Source organism: Microbacterium sp. KUDC0406 (genome assembly GCF_021582875.1).
In the GTDB taxonomy this organism is placed as follows: Bacteria; Actinomycetota; Actinomycetes; order Actinomycetales; family Microbacteriaceae; genus Microbacterium.
Genome location: NZ_CP091138.1, coordinates 2,102,730 through 2,118,159, shown reverse-complemented (window position 1 = coordinate 2,118,159; position 15,430 = coordinate 2,102,730). Strand labels below are relative to the sequence as shown.

Genomic DNA, 15,430 nt, shown 5'->3' with positions numbered 1-15,430 from the left:
CGACTTTCGAATCGCGCAACTTGCCGCCTTTCGCCGCCGGAAGCAGCAAGTTGCGCGATTCGAAGCGGGGAGGGGAAGTCCCACCGGGCCGTACTCTGGAACGGTGCGCATCCGTCTCGACATCGCCTATGACGGCACCCACTTCCGGGGCTGGGCGAAGCAGCCGGGCCTGCGCACGGTGCAGGGCACGCTCGAGGCCGCGCTGGCGCGCATCGTCGGCTCGGACGCGCAGCTCGTGGTCGCGGGCCGCACGGATGCCGGAGTGCACGCGTCCGGTCAGGTGGCGCACGTCGATCTCGACGACGCGCAGTACGCCAGGCTGCAGTCGCGCCATGGCCGTGCCGCGGACGACCCGGCCGGATCGCTCGCGCATCGGATGCGGGGCGCGCTCGGCGCCTACCCGGATGTCACGGTGACCCGCACGTCGATCGCGGCCGAGGGCTTCGACGCCCGGTTCTCGGCGGTGTGGCGCCGGTACCGGTACCGGCTCGCCGACGCGACCAGCGGCTACGATCCGATGCGCCGCCACGACACGACGGCACTGAAGGGCGCTCTCGACGCCGAAGCGATGGATGCCGACGGCGCAGACCCTGATCGGACTGCACGACTTCGCGGCGTACTGCAAGCCGCGGGCCGAGGCGACCACCATCCGCACGCTGCTCGACTACCGGTGGCGCAGAGACGACGACGGCGTGCTCGTCGCCGAGGTCAAGGCCGACGCGTTCTGCCACAGCATGGTGCGCGCGCTGGTGGGCGCATGCGCGGCCGTGGGGGAGGGGCGCCTCGAGGTCGCCGACGTCGTGCGGCTGCGTGACGAACTCACCCGCACCAGCGCGTTCAAGGTGCTCGCCGCGCGCGGGCTGAGCCTCACCGAGGTCGGTTATCCTGCAGAGGAACTGCTGGCAGCCCGAGCCGAGCAGACGCGCGGGCGCCGCAGCCTGCCCGCAGGCAGACTCAGTGACCCAGGGTTGCTCAGCGACCTGGAAGACGGGGGCGACGGATGATGAGGATCATCTCCTACAACCTGCGCAAGCATGCGGCCGCGCACGAGCTCGAGGCGCTCGTCGCCGAGCACACGCCCGACCTGCTCTGCCTGCAGGAGGCGGATGTCGCAGCGCTGCCGGAGGACATCGGCGGCATGACGCTCGCGCATGCCACCGCGGGCAATCGGCTCGGCATCGCGCTCTTCTACCGTCCGGACATGTACCGGGCTCAGGACGTGCGCACGATCGGGCTGAAGAAGTCCCTGCACGATCGCATCGCGCGGCCGGCGCACGAGCGGGTGGTCGCCGTGCGGCTGCACGACATCGACGACGGGTACGAGTTCATCGCGGCGTCGTTCCACGCGGCGCCCCTCACCGCACTGAACTCGCTGCGGCGCGAGCAGATCCGCGCGGCGCTGGCCGAACTCGACACGATGGGCCACGGGCTGCCGGTGCTGATGGTGGGCGACTACAACTACCCCGTGTTCAAGGAGAACCTGGGGCAGACCATCCGCGAGCACGGCTACATGCTGACCCTCAGCGACGAGCGCACGTACACGCGGTACCGGGTGTTCCGCGGGCACTACGACTTCGCGACATCCGTCGGCTTCCGGGTCGACAGCGTGCACACCCTGCCACAGGGGGTCAGCGACCACCGTCCCATCCTGGTGACGGCGACCCGCGCGACGGCGTCGCGCGCGCACTGAGCGGTTTTGCGCGGCAGTGCCGCATGCCGTAAGCTGTTCCTTTGGTATCTGCCATCGGTGTGTCCGAAGGCGGATGCGACGAACGTGAGCCCTCCACTGGCGTGTTCCCATCCTTGATGAGAACCACCCCGGAGTGGGATTCACGAACCTCTCCGTTCGAATCCAAGAAAGCAGCACTATCGTGACGCGCACTTACACCCCCAAGGCTGGCGAGGCTCAGCGTGACTGGGTCGTCATCGACGCCACCGACGTCGTTCTCGGCCGTCTGGCTTCGCACGCCGCCGCCCTCCTGCGTGGCAAGCACAAGCCGACCTTCGCGAACCACATCGACTCGGGTGACTTCGTCATCATCGTGAACGCCGACAAGGTCGCGCTCACCGGTCAGAAGCTCCAGAAGAAGATCGCCTACCGCCACTCGGGCTACCCGGGCGGTCTGAAGTCGACCACCTACTCCGAGCTCCTCGAGAAGAACCCGGTCCGCGCCGTGGAGAAGGCCGTCCGCGGCATGCTCCCGAAGAACAAGCTGGGCGCTCAGCAGCTCACCAAGCTGAAGGTGTACGTCGGTGCCGAGCACCCGCACGCCGCGCAGCAGCCCACGCCGTACACCCTCGACCAGGTCGCCCAGTAAGCGCCGTTTCTCACTAAGGACATACTCGTGGCTGAAATCCAGGACTCCACCGACTTCCCGCAGAACTTCTCCACCTCGACTCCCGAGTCCGAGGTCGTCGAGACCGCCGCTCCGCGCGTTCTCAGCGTCCCCGGCGCAGCCGTGGGCCGTCGCAAGCAGGCCATCGCCCGCGTGCGCCTCGTCCCCGGCTCCGGCGTGATCACGGTCAACGGCCGTACCCTCGAGGACTACTTCCCGAACAAGCTGCACCAGCAGCTGATCACCGACCCGTTCACGGTTCTGAACCTCACCGGCGCCTACGACGTCATCGCCCGCATCTCGGGCGGCGGCGACTCGGGCCAGGCCGGCGCTCTGCGTCTGGGCATCGCCCGTGCGCTGAACGAGATCGACGTCGAGAACAACCGCCCGACCCTGAAGAAGGCCGGCTTCCTCTCGCGCGACGCCCGCGTCATCGAGCGCAAGAAGGCCGGTCTCAAGAAGGCCCGCAAGGCTCCTCAGTACTCGAAGCGCTGATCCGCCCAGTTCCTTACATGGCACTGTTCGGTACAGACGGCGTGCGGGGTCTCGCCAATGGCGAGACCCTCACGGCCGGACTTGCGCTCACCCTGGCCCAGGCGACTGCTGTCGTCCTGGGCCAGGGCCGTATTGCCGAGGCTCGCAGGGCCGCCGGCAAGCGTCTCACTGCGGTGGTCGCCCGCGACCCCCGCATCTCGGGGCACTTCCTCAGCGCCGCCGTCGAGGCGGGTCTCGCCTCGTCGGGCGTCGACGTGCTGGATGCCGGCACCCTGCCGACCCCGGCCGCCGCGTTCCTGATCTCCGACATCGACGCCGACTTCGGCGTGATGATCTCGGCGTCGCACAACCCCGCGCCCGACAACGGCATCAAGATCTTCGCCCGCGGCGGAGTGAAGCTGCCGGATGTTGTGGAGCAGCGCATCGAAGAGGCGATGACCGGCCCCAAGCTCCAGCCGCAGGGCGCCGAGGTGGGTCTCGTGCGCCGGTTCTCGGATGCCGAGGACCGTTACGTGCTGCACCTGCTCGGTTCGCTGCCGCACCGGCTGGACGGCCTGCACGTGGTGCTGGACTGCGCCAACGGCGCGGCATCCGGTGCCTCGCCCGAGGCGTTCAGCACCGCGGGCGCGAAGGTGACCGTGATCGGCGCCGACCCCGACGGCATCAACATCAACGACGGTGTGGGCTCGACCCACCTCGACAAGCTGGCCGCCGAGGTCGTGCGGGTCGGGGCGGATGTCGGCATCGCGCACGACGGCGACGCCGACCGCTGCCTGGCGGTCGACGCCGACGGCAACATCGTCGACGGCGACCAGATCATGGCGATCCTCGCGGTCTCGATGAAGCAGCGCGGCAAGCTGAAGGACGACACGCTCGTCGCCACGGTGATGAGCAACCTGGGCCTGCACGTCGCGATGCGCGAGCACGGCATCACGGTGCGCCAGACTGCCGTCGGCGACCGGTACGTGCTCGAGGACATGAACGCGAACGGCTTCTCGCTCGGTGGCGAGCAGTCCGGTCACGTGATCATGAGCGAGTTCGCCACCACGGGCGACGGCGTGCTCACCGGCCTGCACCTGGTGGCCGAGATGGCCCGCACCGGCAGGTCGCTGGCCGAGCTGGCGTCGGTCATGACCGTGTACCCGCAGGTGCTCGTGAACGTGAAGGGCGTCGACAAGAACCGCGTCGACGACCAGGCCGTGGCCGATGCCGTGCGCGACTGCGAGCAGGTGCTCGGCGAGACCGGCCGTGTGCTGCTGCGCGCGTCGGGCACAGAGCCGCTGGTGCGCGTGATGGTCGAGGCGGCGGATGCCGAGACGGCACGCCTGCACGCCGACCGCCTGGCCGTCGTGGTCAAGGAGCGCCTCGCGCTCTGACCCTCCCGGGTCGTTGAGCGAGCGACGAAGGAGCGAGACGAAACGCTCTCAGCTTCCCCGGAGGTCTGCGCGTTTCGTCTCGGTCGCTGGCGCTCCCTCGCTCAACGACCGGGGTCGCTCTCAGCGCGCGGCGATGAGATGCCGCGGCGGTTCGATGCGCGCGATCGCGATCTTCACTTCGACGAGCTCGGACTGCACGCTGTCGATCCGGGTCGACAGCTTGGTGTCGACCTGATCGATGCGAGTCATGAGTTTCGCCTCGAGGCTGTCGGTCTTGTCGTCGATGCGAGTCATGAGTTTCGCCTCGAGGCTGTCGGTCTTGTCGTCGATGCGCGTGGTGAGCCCCGCTCCGACACCGTCGATCTTGTGATCGAGCGAGTCGAACTTGGCGTCCATGCGATGCAGTACCCACGCGAAGCCGGCGAACATGCCGATTCCGAGCGTGATGAACGCCGACAGGGTCGCGATGAGTTCGGCGGACATGTACATATCTCCATTGTGCGTCACAGCGAATCGGGATGCGAACGATTCTGACGCACACCGCATCACGGCGTTGCCGGTGAACCCTCGATCAGTGGACAACTCGCGAAATCGCCCGGTCGTTGAGCGAGCGAGGAACGAGCGAGACGAAACGCGCTGCGTCCGTCAGAGACGTCGCGACGTTTCGTCTCGCTGGCGCTCGCTCAACGACCCCGGGGCTCCATCCTGTGGCCAGCGAGCGAGGAACGAGCGAGACGAAACGCTCTCAGCGCCCCCTGAAGCCCCTACTTCTGCGTCGCCGCGTACTCCGGCACCGTGTCGTTCTTCAGCGCCTCCGACAGCGCCCGCAGGCCGTCCCAGTCGGGCAGCACGACCGACTGGTCGCCGATCATCCCGGTGCCGGTGGTCGGCGAGGTGAGGAACTGGATGTCGTCGGCGCGGAGGTCCTTCATCTCGAGGCCCAGCTGAGCGGCGACCTGCGAGGTCAGACCCGAGTCGACGGCGAGGAACTTCGAGATCGCGCCCACCGAGTCGGCGATGCGCGCCGGGTTGGTCAGAGTGTCCTTGCTGATGACCTTCGCCACCAGGCCCTTCACGAACGCCTGCTGGTTGCGCACGCGCTGGTAGTCGCCGTCGGTGAACGGGTAGCGGGCGCGCACGTAGTTGAGAGCGTCGTCGCCCTTGACAGTGATCTGCCCCTGCTCATACCTGTGACCGTTCGACGAGAACGCGATGGCGTTGTTCAGGGTGACGCCGTCCACGGCCTCGGACAGGCCCTTGAAGCCCTCGAAGTCGACGATCGCGACGTGGTCGATCGGCACGTCGACGATGTCTTCGATGGTCTCCACCAGCAGCGGCACGCCGCCGAACGCGAGCGCCGCGTTGATCTTGTTCTCGCCGTGCCCGGGGATCGGCACCCAGTTGTCGCGCATGATCGAGGTGACCTGCACCCCGGAGCGGTCGGACGGGATGTGCACGAGCATGATCGTGTCGGAGCGCTGCCCCCGGATGTCCTCGACATCCTTGCCCATCGAGCCCCGCGTGTCCGATCCCAGCAGCAGGATGTTCGTGGCATCCGGGTTCGCGGCGGGAACGGTGGGGCGCGTGGTCGGGTCGGGGAAGACCTGCGAGTCGGGCAGCTTCTCGGCCTGGTCGTAGAGCGACGACAGGTGCGAGATGTAGACGAAGGCGGCCGCGGCCACGGCGATGAGCAGGGCGACGATCGTGAAGACGATCACCCAGGGCCACCGGCGGCGCTTGACGCGGGTCGGCACCGGCTCAGGCGCGAAGAGGTCGGTCATGCACTCATTCTCTCGTATGCACCTGGGGGAATGCCCCGACGGCCCCGGGTCAGGCGCGGGTCAGGCGCGGGCCTTTGCCCCGCGCTTGGTGCCGGCGGGCCGGGGCAGGCCACCGGTCATCTCGATGGGCGCCTGGTCCATGTCGTGGGTCGTCCCGTAGGTGTATGCGCCGTAGCCGTAGCTGTCGGGGCCCTTGGTCGGCAGCTTCGTCACGACGGTGCCGAGCAGGCCGACGCCGGCGGTCTCGAGCGCCTGCACCGCGCCGGCCAGCTCCTGCTTCTTCGTCCTGCCGGATGCGGCGACGAGGATGATCCCGCGGGTCTTGCGGCCGATGACCGCGGCGTCGGTGACCAGCAGCAGGGGCGGGGCGTCGATGAGCACGTAGTCGAAGTACTGGCCGAGGGGCTGCAGCACCTGGTCCATGGCGGCCGAGCCGAGCAGCTCGCTGGGGTTCGGCGGCACGCGGCCGCTGGCCAGCACGTACAGCTCGTTGGAGCCCCACTTCTGCAGGGCGTCGGCGACCTCCATCTTGCCGATCAGCACGTCGGTGAGTCCGACACCGCCCTCGAGACCCATGTAGTCCGCGATGCGGGGCAGGCGCAGGTCGCCGTCGATGAGGGCCACTCTGGCGCCGGTCTCGGCGAGTGCGATGGCCAGGTTGGCGGTCGTGGTCGACTTGCCCTCGCCGGGGCCGGCGCTGGAGATCACGAAGATGCGGGGGCCGCCCTCGACGTCGAGGAACTGCAGGTTGGTGCGCAGCGAGCGGAACGACTCCGCGCGGGGGCTGCGCGGGTCGGCGTGCACGATCAGCGGTCGCTTCGGCGCCTCGGGGTCGAAGGCGATGCCGCCCAGCACCGGCTTCTCGGTGATGCCCTCGAGATCGCTGAGCGTGTGGATGCGGTTGTCGAGCACTGTGCGCAGCAGGGCGATGCCGATGCCGAGAGCCAGTCCGAGCAGGCCGCCGAGCAGGATCAGCATGCGCACGTTGGGACTGCTGGCCGCGGTGGGGGCGGTGGCGGGCTCGGTGACGTTGATCTGCACAGGGCTGGAGGCGTCTTCTGCGGTCGGCTTCTCGAGCGTGCCCTGCACGGCGTCGGTGAAGCTCTCGGCGACCGCGTTCGCGATCTTCGCGGCGCGCTCGGGGTCGCTGTTGGTGACCGAGATGTCGATCAGCACGGTGTTCAGCGGCGCCGTGGCCGAGATCTCCTTGCTGAGCGCGGTGGCGCTGACGTCGAGCCCGAGCTTGTCGATGACCGGTTCGAGCACCAGCGCGGTGTTCACGATGTCGACGTAGCTGGTGACCATCTGGCGCGCGAACGTCGTGCCCTGCACCAGGTCGCCGGTGGCGGCGCCCTCGGTGCGCACCGACACGTACAGCTGGGTGGATGCGACGTACTTGGGCGTCTGCGCGAACGCGTAGACCGCCCCGCCGCCGAGCCCGGCGAGCAGGAGCACCAGAATCAGGATCCAGTTCTTGCGTGCGATGCGCACGTAATCGCGTAGCTCCACGTGAGTGTGTTCCTCTTCCCCGGCTTATCGGTCTGATTGTCGCACAGTCTCGGCGAACGCTCGGATGCCGCTGATCAGCGCTGCGCCCAGGCGGTGCGCTCCTGCGTGCCGTAGCCGGCCCTGTCGGCCCGGCTCGGCGGCAGCATCGTGATCACGGTGCCGAGCACGCGGGGGCCGGCGGCCTCGATGGTGCGCACGGCGTCGACGAGCCGCGGCCGGTGCGTCGTGCCCGCGGCGACGACGACGATCGCACCGGTGGCGAAGCGCGACACGACGGCGGCGTCGGTGACCAGGAGCACCGGCGGGCTGTCGATGATGATGACGTCGAAGGCCGCGGCGAGGTCCTTCAGCAGCGTGTCCATCGCGCCGGATCCGAGCAGCTCGGCGGGATTGGGCGGGATGGTTCCCGACGGCAGCAGGAACAGCGTTCCCCGCTGCCAGCGCTGCAGCACATCGTTGAGGCGGAACCGCCCGACGAGCACGTCGCTGAGCCCGATGCCGCCCTCGACGCCGAACAGGCCGGCCACGCGCGGCAGGCGCAGATCGGCATCGATGAGCACCACCCGCCTGCCGGTCTCGGCGATGCTGATCGCGAGGTTCGCGGCGGTGGTGGACTTGCCCTCACCGGGCCCGGCACTGGTGACGACGAAGACGCCGGTCGTGCCGTCGGGGTGCAGGAACTGCATGTTGGTGCGCAGGGTGCGGTACGACTCGGCGCGCTGATCCGCGGGGCTCGTGGCGACGATCAGCGGCTTGTCCGGCGGCATCCGACGAGAGCGCGAACCGGCCGAGCACCGGCTTGTCGACGGCGTGCTCGAGTTCTTCCGCGGTGCGGATGCGGGTGTCGAGGGTCGCCCGCAGCAGGGCGACGCCGATGCCGACGGCGAGGCCGGCCAGGCCGCCGAGCACCAGCGACAGCCGCAGGTTCGGTGCGACGGGCGCGGTCGGCACCTGGGCGCTCTGCACCTGCACCACGCGCACGCCGTAGGGGGCGTTCTCGCCGCGCTTCTCGAGGGTGTTGGGGACGGCGTCGGCGAAGCTGTCGGCGACGGCGTTCGCGATGCGGGCGGCCTGACCCGCGTTCGGGCTGGAGGCGGTGATCGTGATCACCGCGCTGCGCAGCGTCGCCGTGGTCTGCACCGAGCCCGACAGCTGCTGAGCGCTCACCTCGAGCCCGAGGGCGTCGACGACCGGCTGCAGCACCAGCGAGGTGTTGATGACGGCGCGGTAGCTGTCGATCACCTGCGTGATGTACCCGGCGGCGGCCAGGCGCTCGCCGGGGGTGGCGTCGGGCGACACCTCGACCGAGAGGAACACGTCGGTGGACGCCTGGTATCGCGCCGGGGTCAGCATGGCGGTGATGGCGCCGGCCGAGAGGCCGATCAGGGTCGCCGCGATGATGAGCACGAACTGCCGGCGCAGCATCCGTAGCACATCGGGGAAGTTCATCAGGCTCCTGGCTGGCAGAATGGCGGCAGGGGGCGCGCCGTGTTCCCCCTGAGACTCAGCGTTCCGCCCGCCCTGCCGCGTGCGGTGCGGAAGGAGCCCGCTGTGGAAGGCGCCGCATCGCGATGACATCGCTCGATGAGATCTTCCCCGGCGGTCCTCGCGGACAGACGGCCGCGGTGCTCGACGACCGGCAGACGGCCCGGCGTCTGGATGGGATGCTCGGTGCTCCGCGCGCGCCGCGCACCGAGCCGGTGTCGGCCGATGTGCCGCAGCTGGTGGCGATGGTGGATGCCGCCAGGCGAGACGCCGCACCGATGAGGGCCGGCGAGCAGCTGCCGCCGTCTGAGATGCGCCGCCGGAGGCGGCCGCGCGATCTGCTCAGCCTGGCAGCTGTGGCCGTGGCTGTGCTCGCACTGATGACCGCGGGCACGGTCGGCGTGGTGCAGGCGGCGACGTCGAGCCCTGCTCAAGACGCGGTCGCGGTGCTGAAGGCCGACGAGCAGACGATCGCGAACCTCGAGACCGCCGGTGCAGGCCGAGTCGCAGCGGGTGACCGAGCAGAAGGCGGCCGCGATCTCGCACGCCGAGGCACTGCGCGCCGCGCTGGAGGGGGTGCGCGAGGCACCGGATCCGCGCGCGGACGAAGAGGAGTCGACGATCGCGATCGTCGACGGCAAGGCGCTGGATGCTGCGCTCGGCGAGCTCGACGCATACCTCGCGGCGGTCGACGCGGTGGAGGTGCCCGCGCTGCCGGAGCCGTATCAGCGCGCGGATGTCGACACCGATTCGCTCTCGTCGGTCGGCAAGGCGATCGATGCCGCCCAGCAGCAGCTCGACGAGCTCGACGCGGTCGGCGCCGAGCTGCGCTCGGACAAGGAGCAGCTGGATGAGCTGGCATCGACGTTCGATGCGAAGCGCGCCGCGTACGCGGCGACATTCGCGAAGGCGGCCGCCCAAGCGGTCGAGCGCAATCCGGATGCCGATGACGAGGTCCGCGCGGCGATGACGGATGCCGGCGCTGCCGTCGTGGCGTCGAAGCTGCACGGTGCGGACGCGGCGAAGGTCCTCACCGCGTACCGCTCGGCCTACCTCGCCCTGATCGTGGATCAGGCGCGGGTGGAGCAGCTCCGGGCGGAAGAGGAGGAGCGCCGCCGGCAGGAGGAGGAGCGCCGACGCCGGAATCCGCCGCCGTCCCAGCCGGAGTCCACGCCGACGCCCGGCCCGGATGAGACGGAGCCTCCGTCGGACACCTCCTCGGAGATGTCCTCGAAGACGTCCTCGCCCGTCACGGGCGATGATGAGGGCTGAGGTTCGGAAAGTGTATTCCTGTGCATTGGGTGTGAGAGAATCGTTGCGGAGAAGCATCGATCGTCGTCGGGGGACGTCGGCGGATGCCGGGAGAACTTTCTGTCGAGGGAATCGATGAACTCAAACAGTCGTGCGCGCGCGCAAGCAGACGCCTCGGAAGAAGGGCTGCCCTGGGGCATCCCCGTGCAGCAGCAGCGGCGTCGCGTTGCGGTGGCGCTGATCGACGGGCTGGCGTGGCTGTTCGGCATCGTGTTCGCCGTCGCGCTGCGCTTCGAGTTCACGCCCACGCCGACCACGTGGCTGTGGATGATCGTGCTGGGCGTCGCGGCCGGGGCGATCCAGGTGGGCGTCGGCGTGTTCCTCGCTCTGTATCGCGGGCGGTACCCGTACGGCTCGTTCGAAGAGGTGCGTGCGCTCGGGCTGATCGTGCTCGTGGAGACTCTGCTGCTCTCGCTGGTTGTCATCCCCCTCGGCATCGCCATGGACATCCCACGCGGCACCGTGCTGCTCGCGGCGCCGTTCGTGCTGATCGTGATGTTCGGGGTGCGCTACATCGCGCGTCTCGCGCTGGAGAACTCGCGCAAGCCCGCTGCAGAAGCGGAGCCCGCGCTGATCGTGGGCGCCGGCTACCTGGGCGACCGGCTGCTGCACACCGTGATCACCGACCCGACATCGCCGATCAAGCCGGTGGGCCTGCTCGATGACGACCCGGCGAAGAAGCATCTGCGCCTGCGCGGGGTGCCGGTCGTGGGGAGCACCGGCCAGATCCAGGATGCGGCGCGCAGGACGCGCGCGTCTCTGCTGATCATCGCGATCGGCAACGCCGACAGCGTGCTGCTGCGCCGGCTCAGCGACGAGGCCGCGCGGGCGGGACTCCGCGTGGCGGTGACGCCGTCGCTGACGGAGTTCATGACGGGCGAGAAGGCCAAGGTCGACGTGCGCGACATCGAGATCGAAGATCTCATCGGCCGGCATCCTGTCGACACCAACGTCGAGCTGATCGCCGGGTACGTCACCGGCAAGCGCGTGCTGGTCACCGGCGCGGGCGGATCGATCGGCTCGGAGCTGTGCCGTCAGCTGTCGAAGTTCGGGCCCGCCGAGCTGATCATGCTCGACCGTGATGAGACCGGGCTGCAGATCGCGCAGCTGGGCACGGCCGGCCACGGCCTGCTCGACACGAACGACGTCGTGCTGGCCAACATCCGCGAGCCCGAGACGCTGACCCGCCTCTTCGAGCAGCGCCGCCCCGAGGTGGTGTTCCACGCCGCGGCGCTCAAGCACCTGCCGATGCTGGAGCAGTACCCCGACGAGGCGTGGAAGACGAACGTGCTGGGGTCGCTGAACGTGATCCGCGCGGCGATGCACGTGGGCGTGACCCACTTCGTGAACATCTCGACCGACAAGGCTGCGAACCCCACCAGTGTGCTGGGCCACTCGAAGCGGGTGGCCGAGAAGCTCACCGCGTGGGCGGGTGAGCAGACCGGCATGAACTTCGTCTCGGTGCGCTTCGGCAACGTGATCGGCAGCCGCGGTTCGATGCTGCCGACGTTCCAGCGGCTGATCGCCGAGGAGCGGCCGATCACGGTGACGCACCCGGAAGCGACCCGATACTTCATGACGATCCCCGAGGCGTGCCAGCTGGTGATCCAGGCCGGCGGCATCGGGCGGCCCGGCGAGGTGCTGATCCTCGACATGGGCGAGCCGGTGTCGATTCTCGAGGTGGCCAAGCGCATGATCTCGATGTCGGGCAAGAACATCGACATCGTGTTCACCGGCCTGCGGCACGGCGAGAAGCTGCATGAAGAGCTCGTCGGCTCGCGGGAGAACCTGGAGCGGCCGTTCCACCCGAAGATCGCGCACACCCGGGCCGATGTGATCACGCCCGAGCGGCTGGACAAGGCGGGCTGGAAGGCGAGGATGGAACAATCGCCTCGCAACAATGACACGACGTTGATCGAACCGCTGAACCTGGAGCCGCGGACGAATGGCTGAGCGCATCTACATGTCCTCGCCCGACGTCACGCAGGCCGAAGAGGACGCCGTGGTCGCAGCGATGCGCTCGGGGTGGATCGCCCCGCTGGGACCGGATGTCGACGCGTTCGAGAGCGAGCTCGCCGAGCGGGTGGGCGTCGCGCATGGTGTCGCGCTGAGCTCCGGCACCGCGGCGCTGCACCTCGGTCTGCTGGTGCTGGGTGTGAAGCCCGGAGACGTGGTGGTCACGTCGACCATGACGTTCGCCGCGACGACGAACGCGATCATGTACACCGGTGCCGAGCCGTTCTTCATCGACGCCGATCCGGTGACCGGCAACATGGATCCGATGCTGCTGCGTGAGGCACTGGAGGTGCTGCGCGACCTCGGTGAGCACGTCGGTGCGATCGTGCCGGTCGATCTGCTCGGCAAGACCGTCGACTACACCCGCATTCTCGAGATCGCCGACGAGTTCGACGTGCCGGTGCTGGCGGATGCTGCGGAGTCGCTGGGCGCGACGCATGCCGGCCGCGCCGCCGGCAGCTTCGGCCGTGCGTCGGTCGTGTCGTTCAACGGCAACAAGGTGATGACCACGTCGGGCGGCGGGATGCTGTTGACGGATGATGCCGACCTCGCGCAGCGCGTGCGGTATCTGGCGACGCAGGCCCGTCAGCCGGTGGTGCACTACGAGCACGCGGACGTCGGTTACAACTACCGCATGAGCAACCTGCTCGCGGCGCTGGGTCGTGCTCAGCTGGCCAGGCTCGACGAGATGATCGCGCGTCGCCGCGAGATGCGCGAGCTGTACAAGCAGCTGTTCGCCGATGTCGACGGTGTCGAGGTGTTCGGCGCCGAGGGCGACGAGCACGACAACGTGTGGCTGACGTCGATCCTGGTCGACTCGTCGGTGACCGGGTGGGAGCCTTCGCAGCTGGCCGCGGCGCTGGCGGAGGACAACATCGAGAGTCGCCCGGTGTGGAAGCCGATGCACCTGCAGCCGGTGTTTGCCGGGTACCGGGGCGAGATATCGGGGGCGTCGGAGACGCTGTTCGAGCGGGGGCTGACGCTGCCAAGCGGGTCGGCGTTGACTGCGGAGCAGCGGGAGCGTGTGGTGGACGCGATCGCGGCGTTCTTGGCGGGGCGATGAGGGCCACCGGATCCTGCCGTCCCATCGGCTCGTTCTTCGAGAGCGCGCCGGAACTGCTGCGCGACACGACGTCGCCGCCGCCCTGGGCGCATGCCGGGCCTATTCAGTACGTCCAGACCGGGAGGCAGGCACTCGCCGCGCTGGCCGCGGTCTTGGAGCACGAAAGGCGGGACACGCTCCTTGTGCCCGCGTTCCTGTGTGAGAGCATGATCGCCGCGTTCCCTGCCAACCGGTGGACTCTGCGCACCTACGACGTCGCGGAGCCCCTCGAAATCGCGGCCAACGACCTGCTGCGGGTCGCGGACGCCGTCGATCCCGCTCGCACGGCGGCGCTGACGATCGCCTACTTCGGAGCCGAGCCCGATGTGACGCATGTCGCCGCGGTACGCGGACTGCAGGCGCGCGGTATCCGCGTGATCGAGGATGAGACGCACCGGGTCCTCGGCGCGCTGCGACCGCTGGGCGACTATGCCATGGCCAGTCTGCGCAAGGTGTTACCAGTAGCGGACGGTGCCTACCTTCGAGGCCTGCCGCGGGAGATCGAGCTCGGCTACCGCGCCCATCGTGGTTGGGAGGCAATGGATCTGAAGCGGGTCGGCTCCTTCACGGAGGCGCGGTCGGTGTTTTCGGAGGCGGAAGAGGTGCTCGAGGCGACGGACGGTCTGGCGCCGGTGCGCGCGAGCGGACGCACGATGCAGACGATCGCAGTGCTCGACTACGAGCGCCTGCGGTCACGACGCCGGGACAATGCGCAGGTGCTACGGAGCGTTTTGTCCCGAAACGATCGACTACGGATCGTCTCCACAGCGGATCTGCCCTCGCACGTTGTAATCCACGTGGAGGACGCCCGGTACGTACAGTCGGAGCTCGCGAGACAAGAGATCTTCTGCCCGATGCACTGGCCGAGGCCGGAGCGTATGCGCGACGTGCCGTGGCCGCGGGAATTGCTATCGGTGCCGGTGGATCATCGGTACGACACGGCCGACATGGAGCGCGTCGGCGCTGCCCTGACGGAGGTGCTCGCATGACGGTCCGTCTCGAGACGGCTCAGACCGTGCCCGCAGCTCGGATGTATGCATCCGAGGAATACGGGCAGGCCGTCGCTACTGCGGATGGCGGCGCGTGGTTCGAGGTGCGGGCCGACGGCGGTGTTTGGTCCCTCCCGCTCATCGCGCGCGAGATCCCTGGCGCGGAGCTGCGGGACGCGTCGACGCCGTACGGCTACGGCGGCCTCGAGATCGCCGACAACCTCGACTTCCAGTCGGTGGCCGGCCTCTGGGAACAGACGCGCGCGACGCTGTCGGAAGCGGGGTTCGTGTCATTGTTCCTGCGGTTCCCGCCGTTCCTCCCGGAGCAGGCGGAGCGGCTCTTCGGGCTGCCGGGCCTCGAGATCTCCGAAGCCTCGTACACCTTCGTGGTCCCCCTCGGCGATGCTGAATCCATGTGGGCCGCGCTGCATAAGCGGGGCCGCACCGCCGTTCGTGCGGCGGAGCGGAACGGATGCCGGGCGGAGATCGTCACCATCGACGAGCAGGTTCTGCACGGGACGCGCGAGCTGTATGAGCAGACGATGCGCCGGGTCGGTGCGGCTGACCGCTACTTCTTCCCCGACGGGTACTACGCAAAGCTCCAGCAGCTCGGCGACCGCATCGTCGTCGCGCGAGTCCGGGATGCCAGCGGGCGGGTGGTCGCGGCGAGCTTCATCCTCCGGGACGACCAGCACGCGCACTACCACCTGTCCGGGTCTACTGGCACCGAGTCCGGTGCGAACAACCTCATGATCTGGGCGACGATGGAGTGGGCGGCCGACCACGGGATAAGTAGTCTCCACCTCGGCGGTGGCCTGGCCCCCGGGGACTCGCTGCACCGCTTCAAGGCGTCCTTCGGAGGCATGGAGACGCCCTTCCACGTGGGCAAGGCTGTGCTCCACGCCGACCGCTATCGAGAGCTCACCTACCGGCACGCTGCGGAGATCGGAGCGGACCCGGCGGAACTGGAGCGCGGGGCTTTTTTCCCCGCGTACCGGGCTACCGTCTGAGGTGAGCCGAACGGCTCCAC

14 protein-coding genes and 1 pseudogene are annotated in these 15,430 nt (G+C 68.9%); 10 read left to right on the top strand and 5 right to left on the bottom strand.

What is annotated here, in order from left to right; translation table 11 throughout:
• Positions 1-103 precede the first annotated feature (103 nt).
• The 5 genes and pseudogenes from truA to glmM all read left to right on the top strand — a co-directional run bounded on the left by truA (position 104) and on the right by glmM (position 4,207).
• Positions 104-1,004: pseudogene (gene truA / locus L2X99_RS10605) on the top strand (tRNA pseudouridine(38-40) synthase TruA).
• Positions 1,004-1,690 (top strand): endonuclease/exonuclease/phosphatase family protein, encoded by a 687-nt coding sequence (locus tag L2X99_RS10600; protein ID WP_236126770.1) that lies wholly within the window; start codon positions 1,004-1,006, stop codon positions 1,688-1,690. The pseudogene truA and the gene L2X99_RS10600 overlap by 1 nt, the downstream one beginning before the upstream one ends.
• Before the next feature lie 181 nt (positions 1,691-1,871).
• A complete protein-coding gene (gene rplM, locus L2X99_RS10595; RefSeq protein ID WP_236126771.1) occupies positions 1,872-2,318 on the top strand; it encodes a 50S ribosomal protein L13 in 447 nt (148 codons plus the stop codon).
• 27 nt (positions 2,319-2,345) lie between these two features.
• The gene (gene rpsI / locus L2X99_RS10590; RefSeq protein WP_236126772.1) at positions 2,346-2,831 is read left to right on the top strand and encodes a 30S ribosomal protein S9; all 486 of its coding nucleotides are present in this window, start codon (positions 2,346-2,348) and stop codon (positions 2,829-2,831) included.
• A gap of 17 nt (positions 2,832-2,848) precedes the next feature.
• On the top strand, positions 2,849-4,207 hold the full coding sequence (gene glmM / locus L2X99_RS10585) for a phosphoglucosamine mutase (protein ID WP_236126773.1): 1,359 nt from the start codon (positions 2,849-2,851) through the stop codon (positions 4,205-4,207).
• A 120-nt stretch (positions 4,208-4,327) separates the two neighbouring features.
• Here the strand turns inward: glmM and L2X99_RS10580 are convergent, their stop codons facing one another.
• The 5 genes from L2X99_RS10580 to L2X99_RS10560 all read right to left on the bottom strand — a co-directional run bounded on the left by L2X99_RS10580 (position 4,328) and on the right by L2X99_RS10560 (position 8,946).
• Positions 4,328-4,789 (bottom strand): hypothetical protein, encoded by a 462-nt coding sequence (locus L2X99_RS10580; protein WP_236135082.1) that lies wholly within the window; start codon positions 4,787-4,789, stop codon positions 4,328-4,330.
• A gap of 182 nt (positions 4,790-4,971) precedes the next feature.
• A complete protein-coding gene (locus tag L2X99_RS10575; RefSeq protein ID WP_236135081.1) occupies positions 4,972-5,988 on the bottom strand; it encodes an LCP family protein in 1,017 nt (338 codons plus the stop codon).
• A 60-nt stretch (positions 5,989-6,048) separates the two neighbouring features.
• Positions 6,049-7,497: a polysaccharide biosynthesis tyrosine autokinase gene (locus L2X99_RS10570; RefSeq protein ID WP_236126776.1), complete on the bottom strand. Its 1,449-nt coding sequence runs from the start codon at positions 7,495-7,497 to the stop codon at positions 6,049-6,051.
• 74 nt (positions 7,498-7,571) lie between these two features.
• A complete protein-coding gene (locus L2X99_RS10565) occupies positions 7,572-8,183 on the bottom strand; it encodes a tyrosine-protein kinase family protein (RefSeq protein ID WP_236135080.1) in 612 nt (203 codons plus the stop codon).
• Positions 8,119-8,946 (bottom strand): YveK family protein, encoded by an 828-nt coding sequence (locus L2X99_RS10560; protein ID WP_236135079.1) that lies wholly within the window; start codon positions 8,944-8,946, stop codon positions 8,119-8,121. Before L2X99_RS10560 ends, L2X99_RS10565 begins: the two co-directional genes overlap by 65 nt.
• Before the next feature lie 549 nt (positions 8,947-9,495).
• On the opposite strand from L2X99_RS10560, the gene L2X99_RS10555 reads away from it, so the two are divergent.
• The 5 genes from L2X99_RS10555 to L2X99_RS10535 all read left to right on the top strand — a co-directional run bounded on the left by L2X99_RS10555 (position 9,496) and on the right by L2X99_RS10535 (position 15,410).
• Positions 9,496-10,254: a hypothetical protein gene (locus L2X99_RS10555; protein WP_236135078.1), complete on the top strand. Its 759-nt coding sequence runs from the start codon at positions 9,496-9,498 to the stop codon at positions 10,252-10,254.
• 114 nt (positions 10,255-10,368) lie between these two features.
• Positions 10,369-12,246, top strand: a complete 1,878-nt coding sequence (locus tag L2X99_RS10550) for a polysaccharide biosynthesis protein (protein ID WP_236126779.1) — start codon at positions 10,369-10,371, stop codon at positions 12,244-12,246.
• Positions 12,239-13,372, top strand: a complete 1,134-nt coding sequence (locus tag L2X99_RS10545; protein WP_236123661.1) for a DegT/DnrJ/EryC1/StrS family aminotransferase — start codon at positions 12,239-12,241, stop codon at positions 13,370-13,372. Before L2X99_RS10550 ends, L2X99_RS10545 begins: the two co-directional genes overlap by 8 nt.
• Complete coding sequence (locus L2X99_RS10540) at positions 13,369-14,400, top strand: hypothetical protein (RefSeq protein ID WP_236123662.1); 1,032 nt, start codon at positions 13,369-13,371, stop codon at positions 14,398-14,400. The genes L2X99_RS10545 and L2X99_RS10540 overlap by 4 nt, the downstream gene beginning before the upstream one ends.
• Positions 14,397-15,410 (top strand): GNAT family N-acetyltransferase, encoded by a 1,014-nt coding sequence (locus L2X99_RS10535; protein WP_236135077.1) that lies wholly within the window; start codon positions 14,397-14,399, stop codon positions 15,408-15,410. The genes L2X99_RS10540 and L2X99_RS10535 overlap by 4 nt, the downstream gene beginning before the upstream one ends.
• The last annotated feature ends 20 nt before the right edge of the window (positions 15,411-15,430 follow it).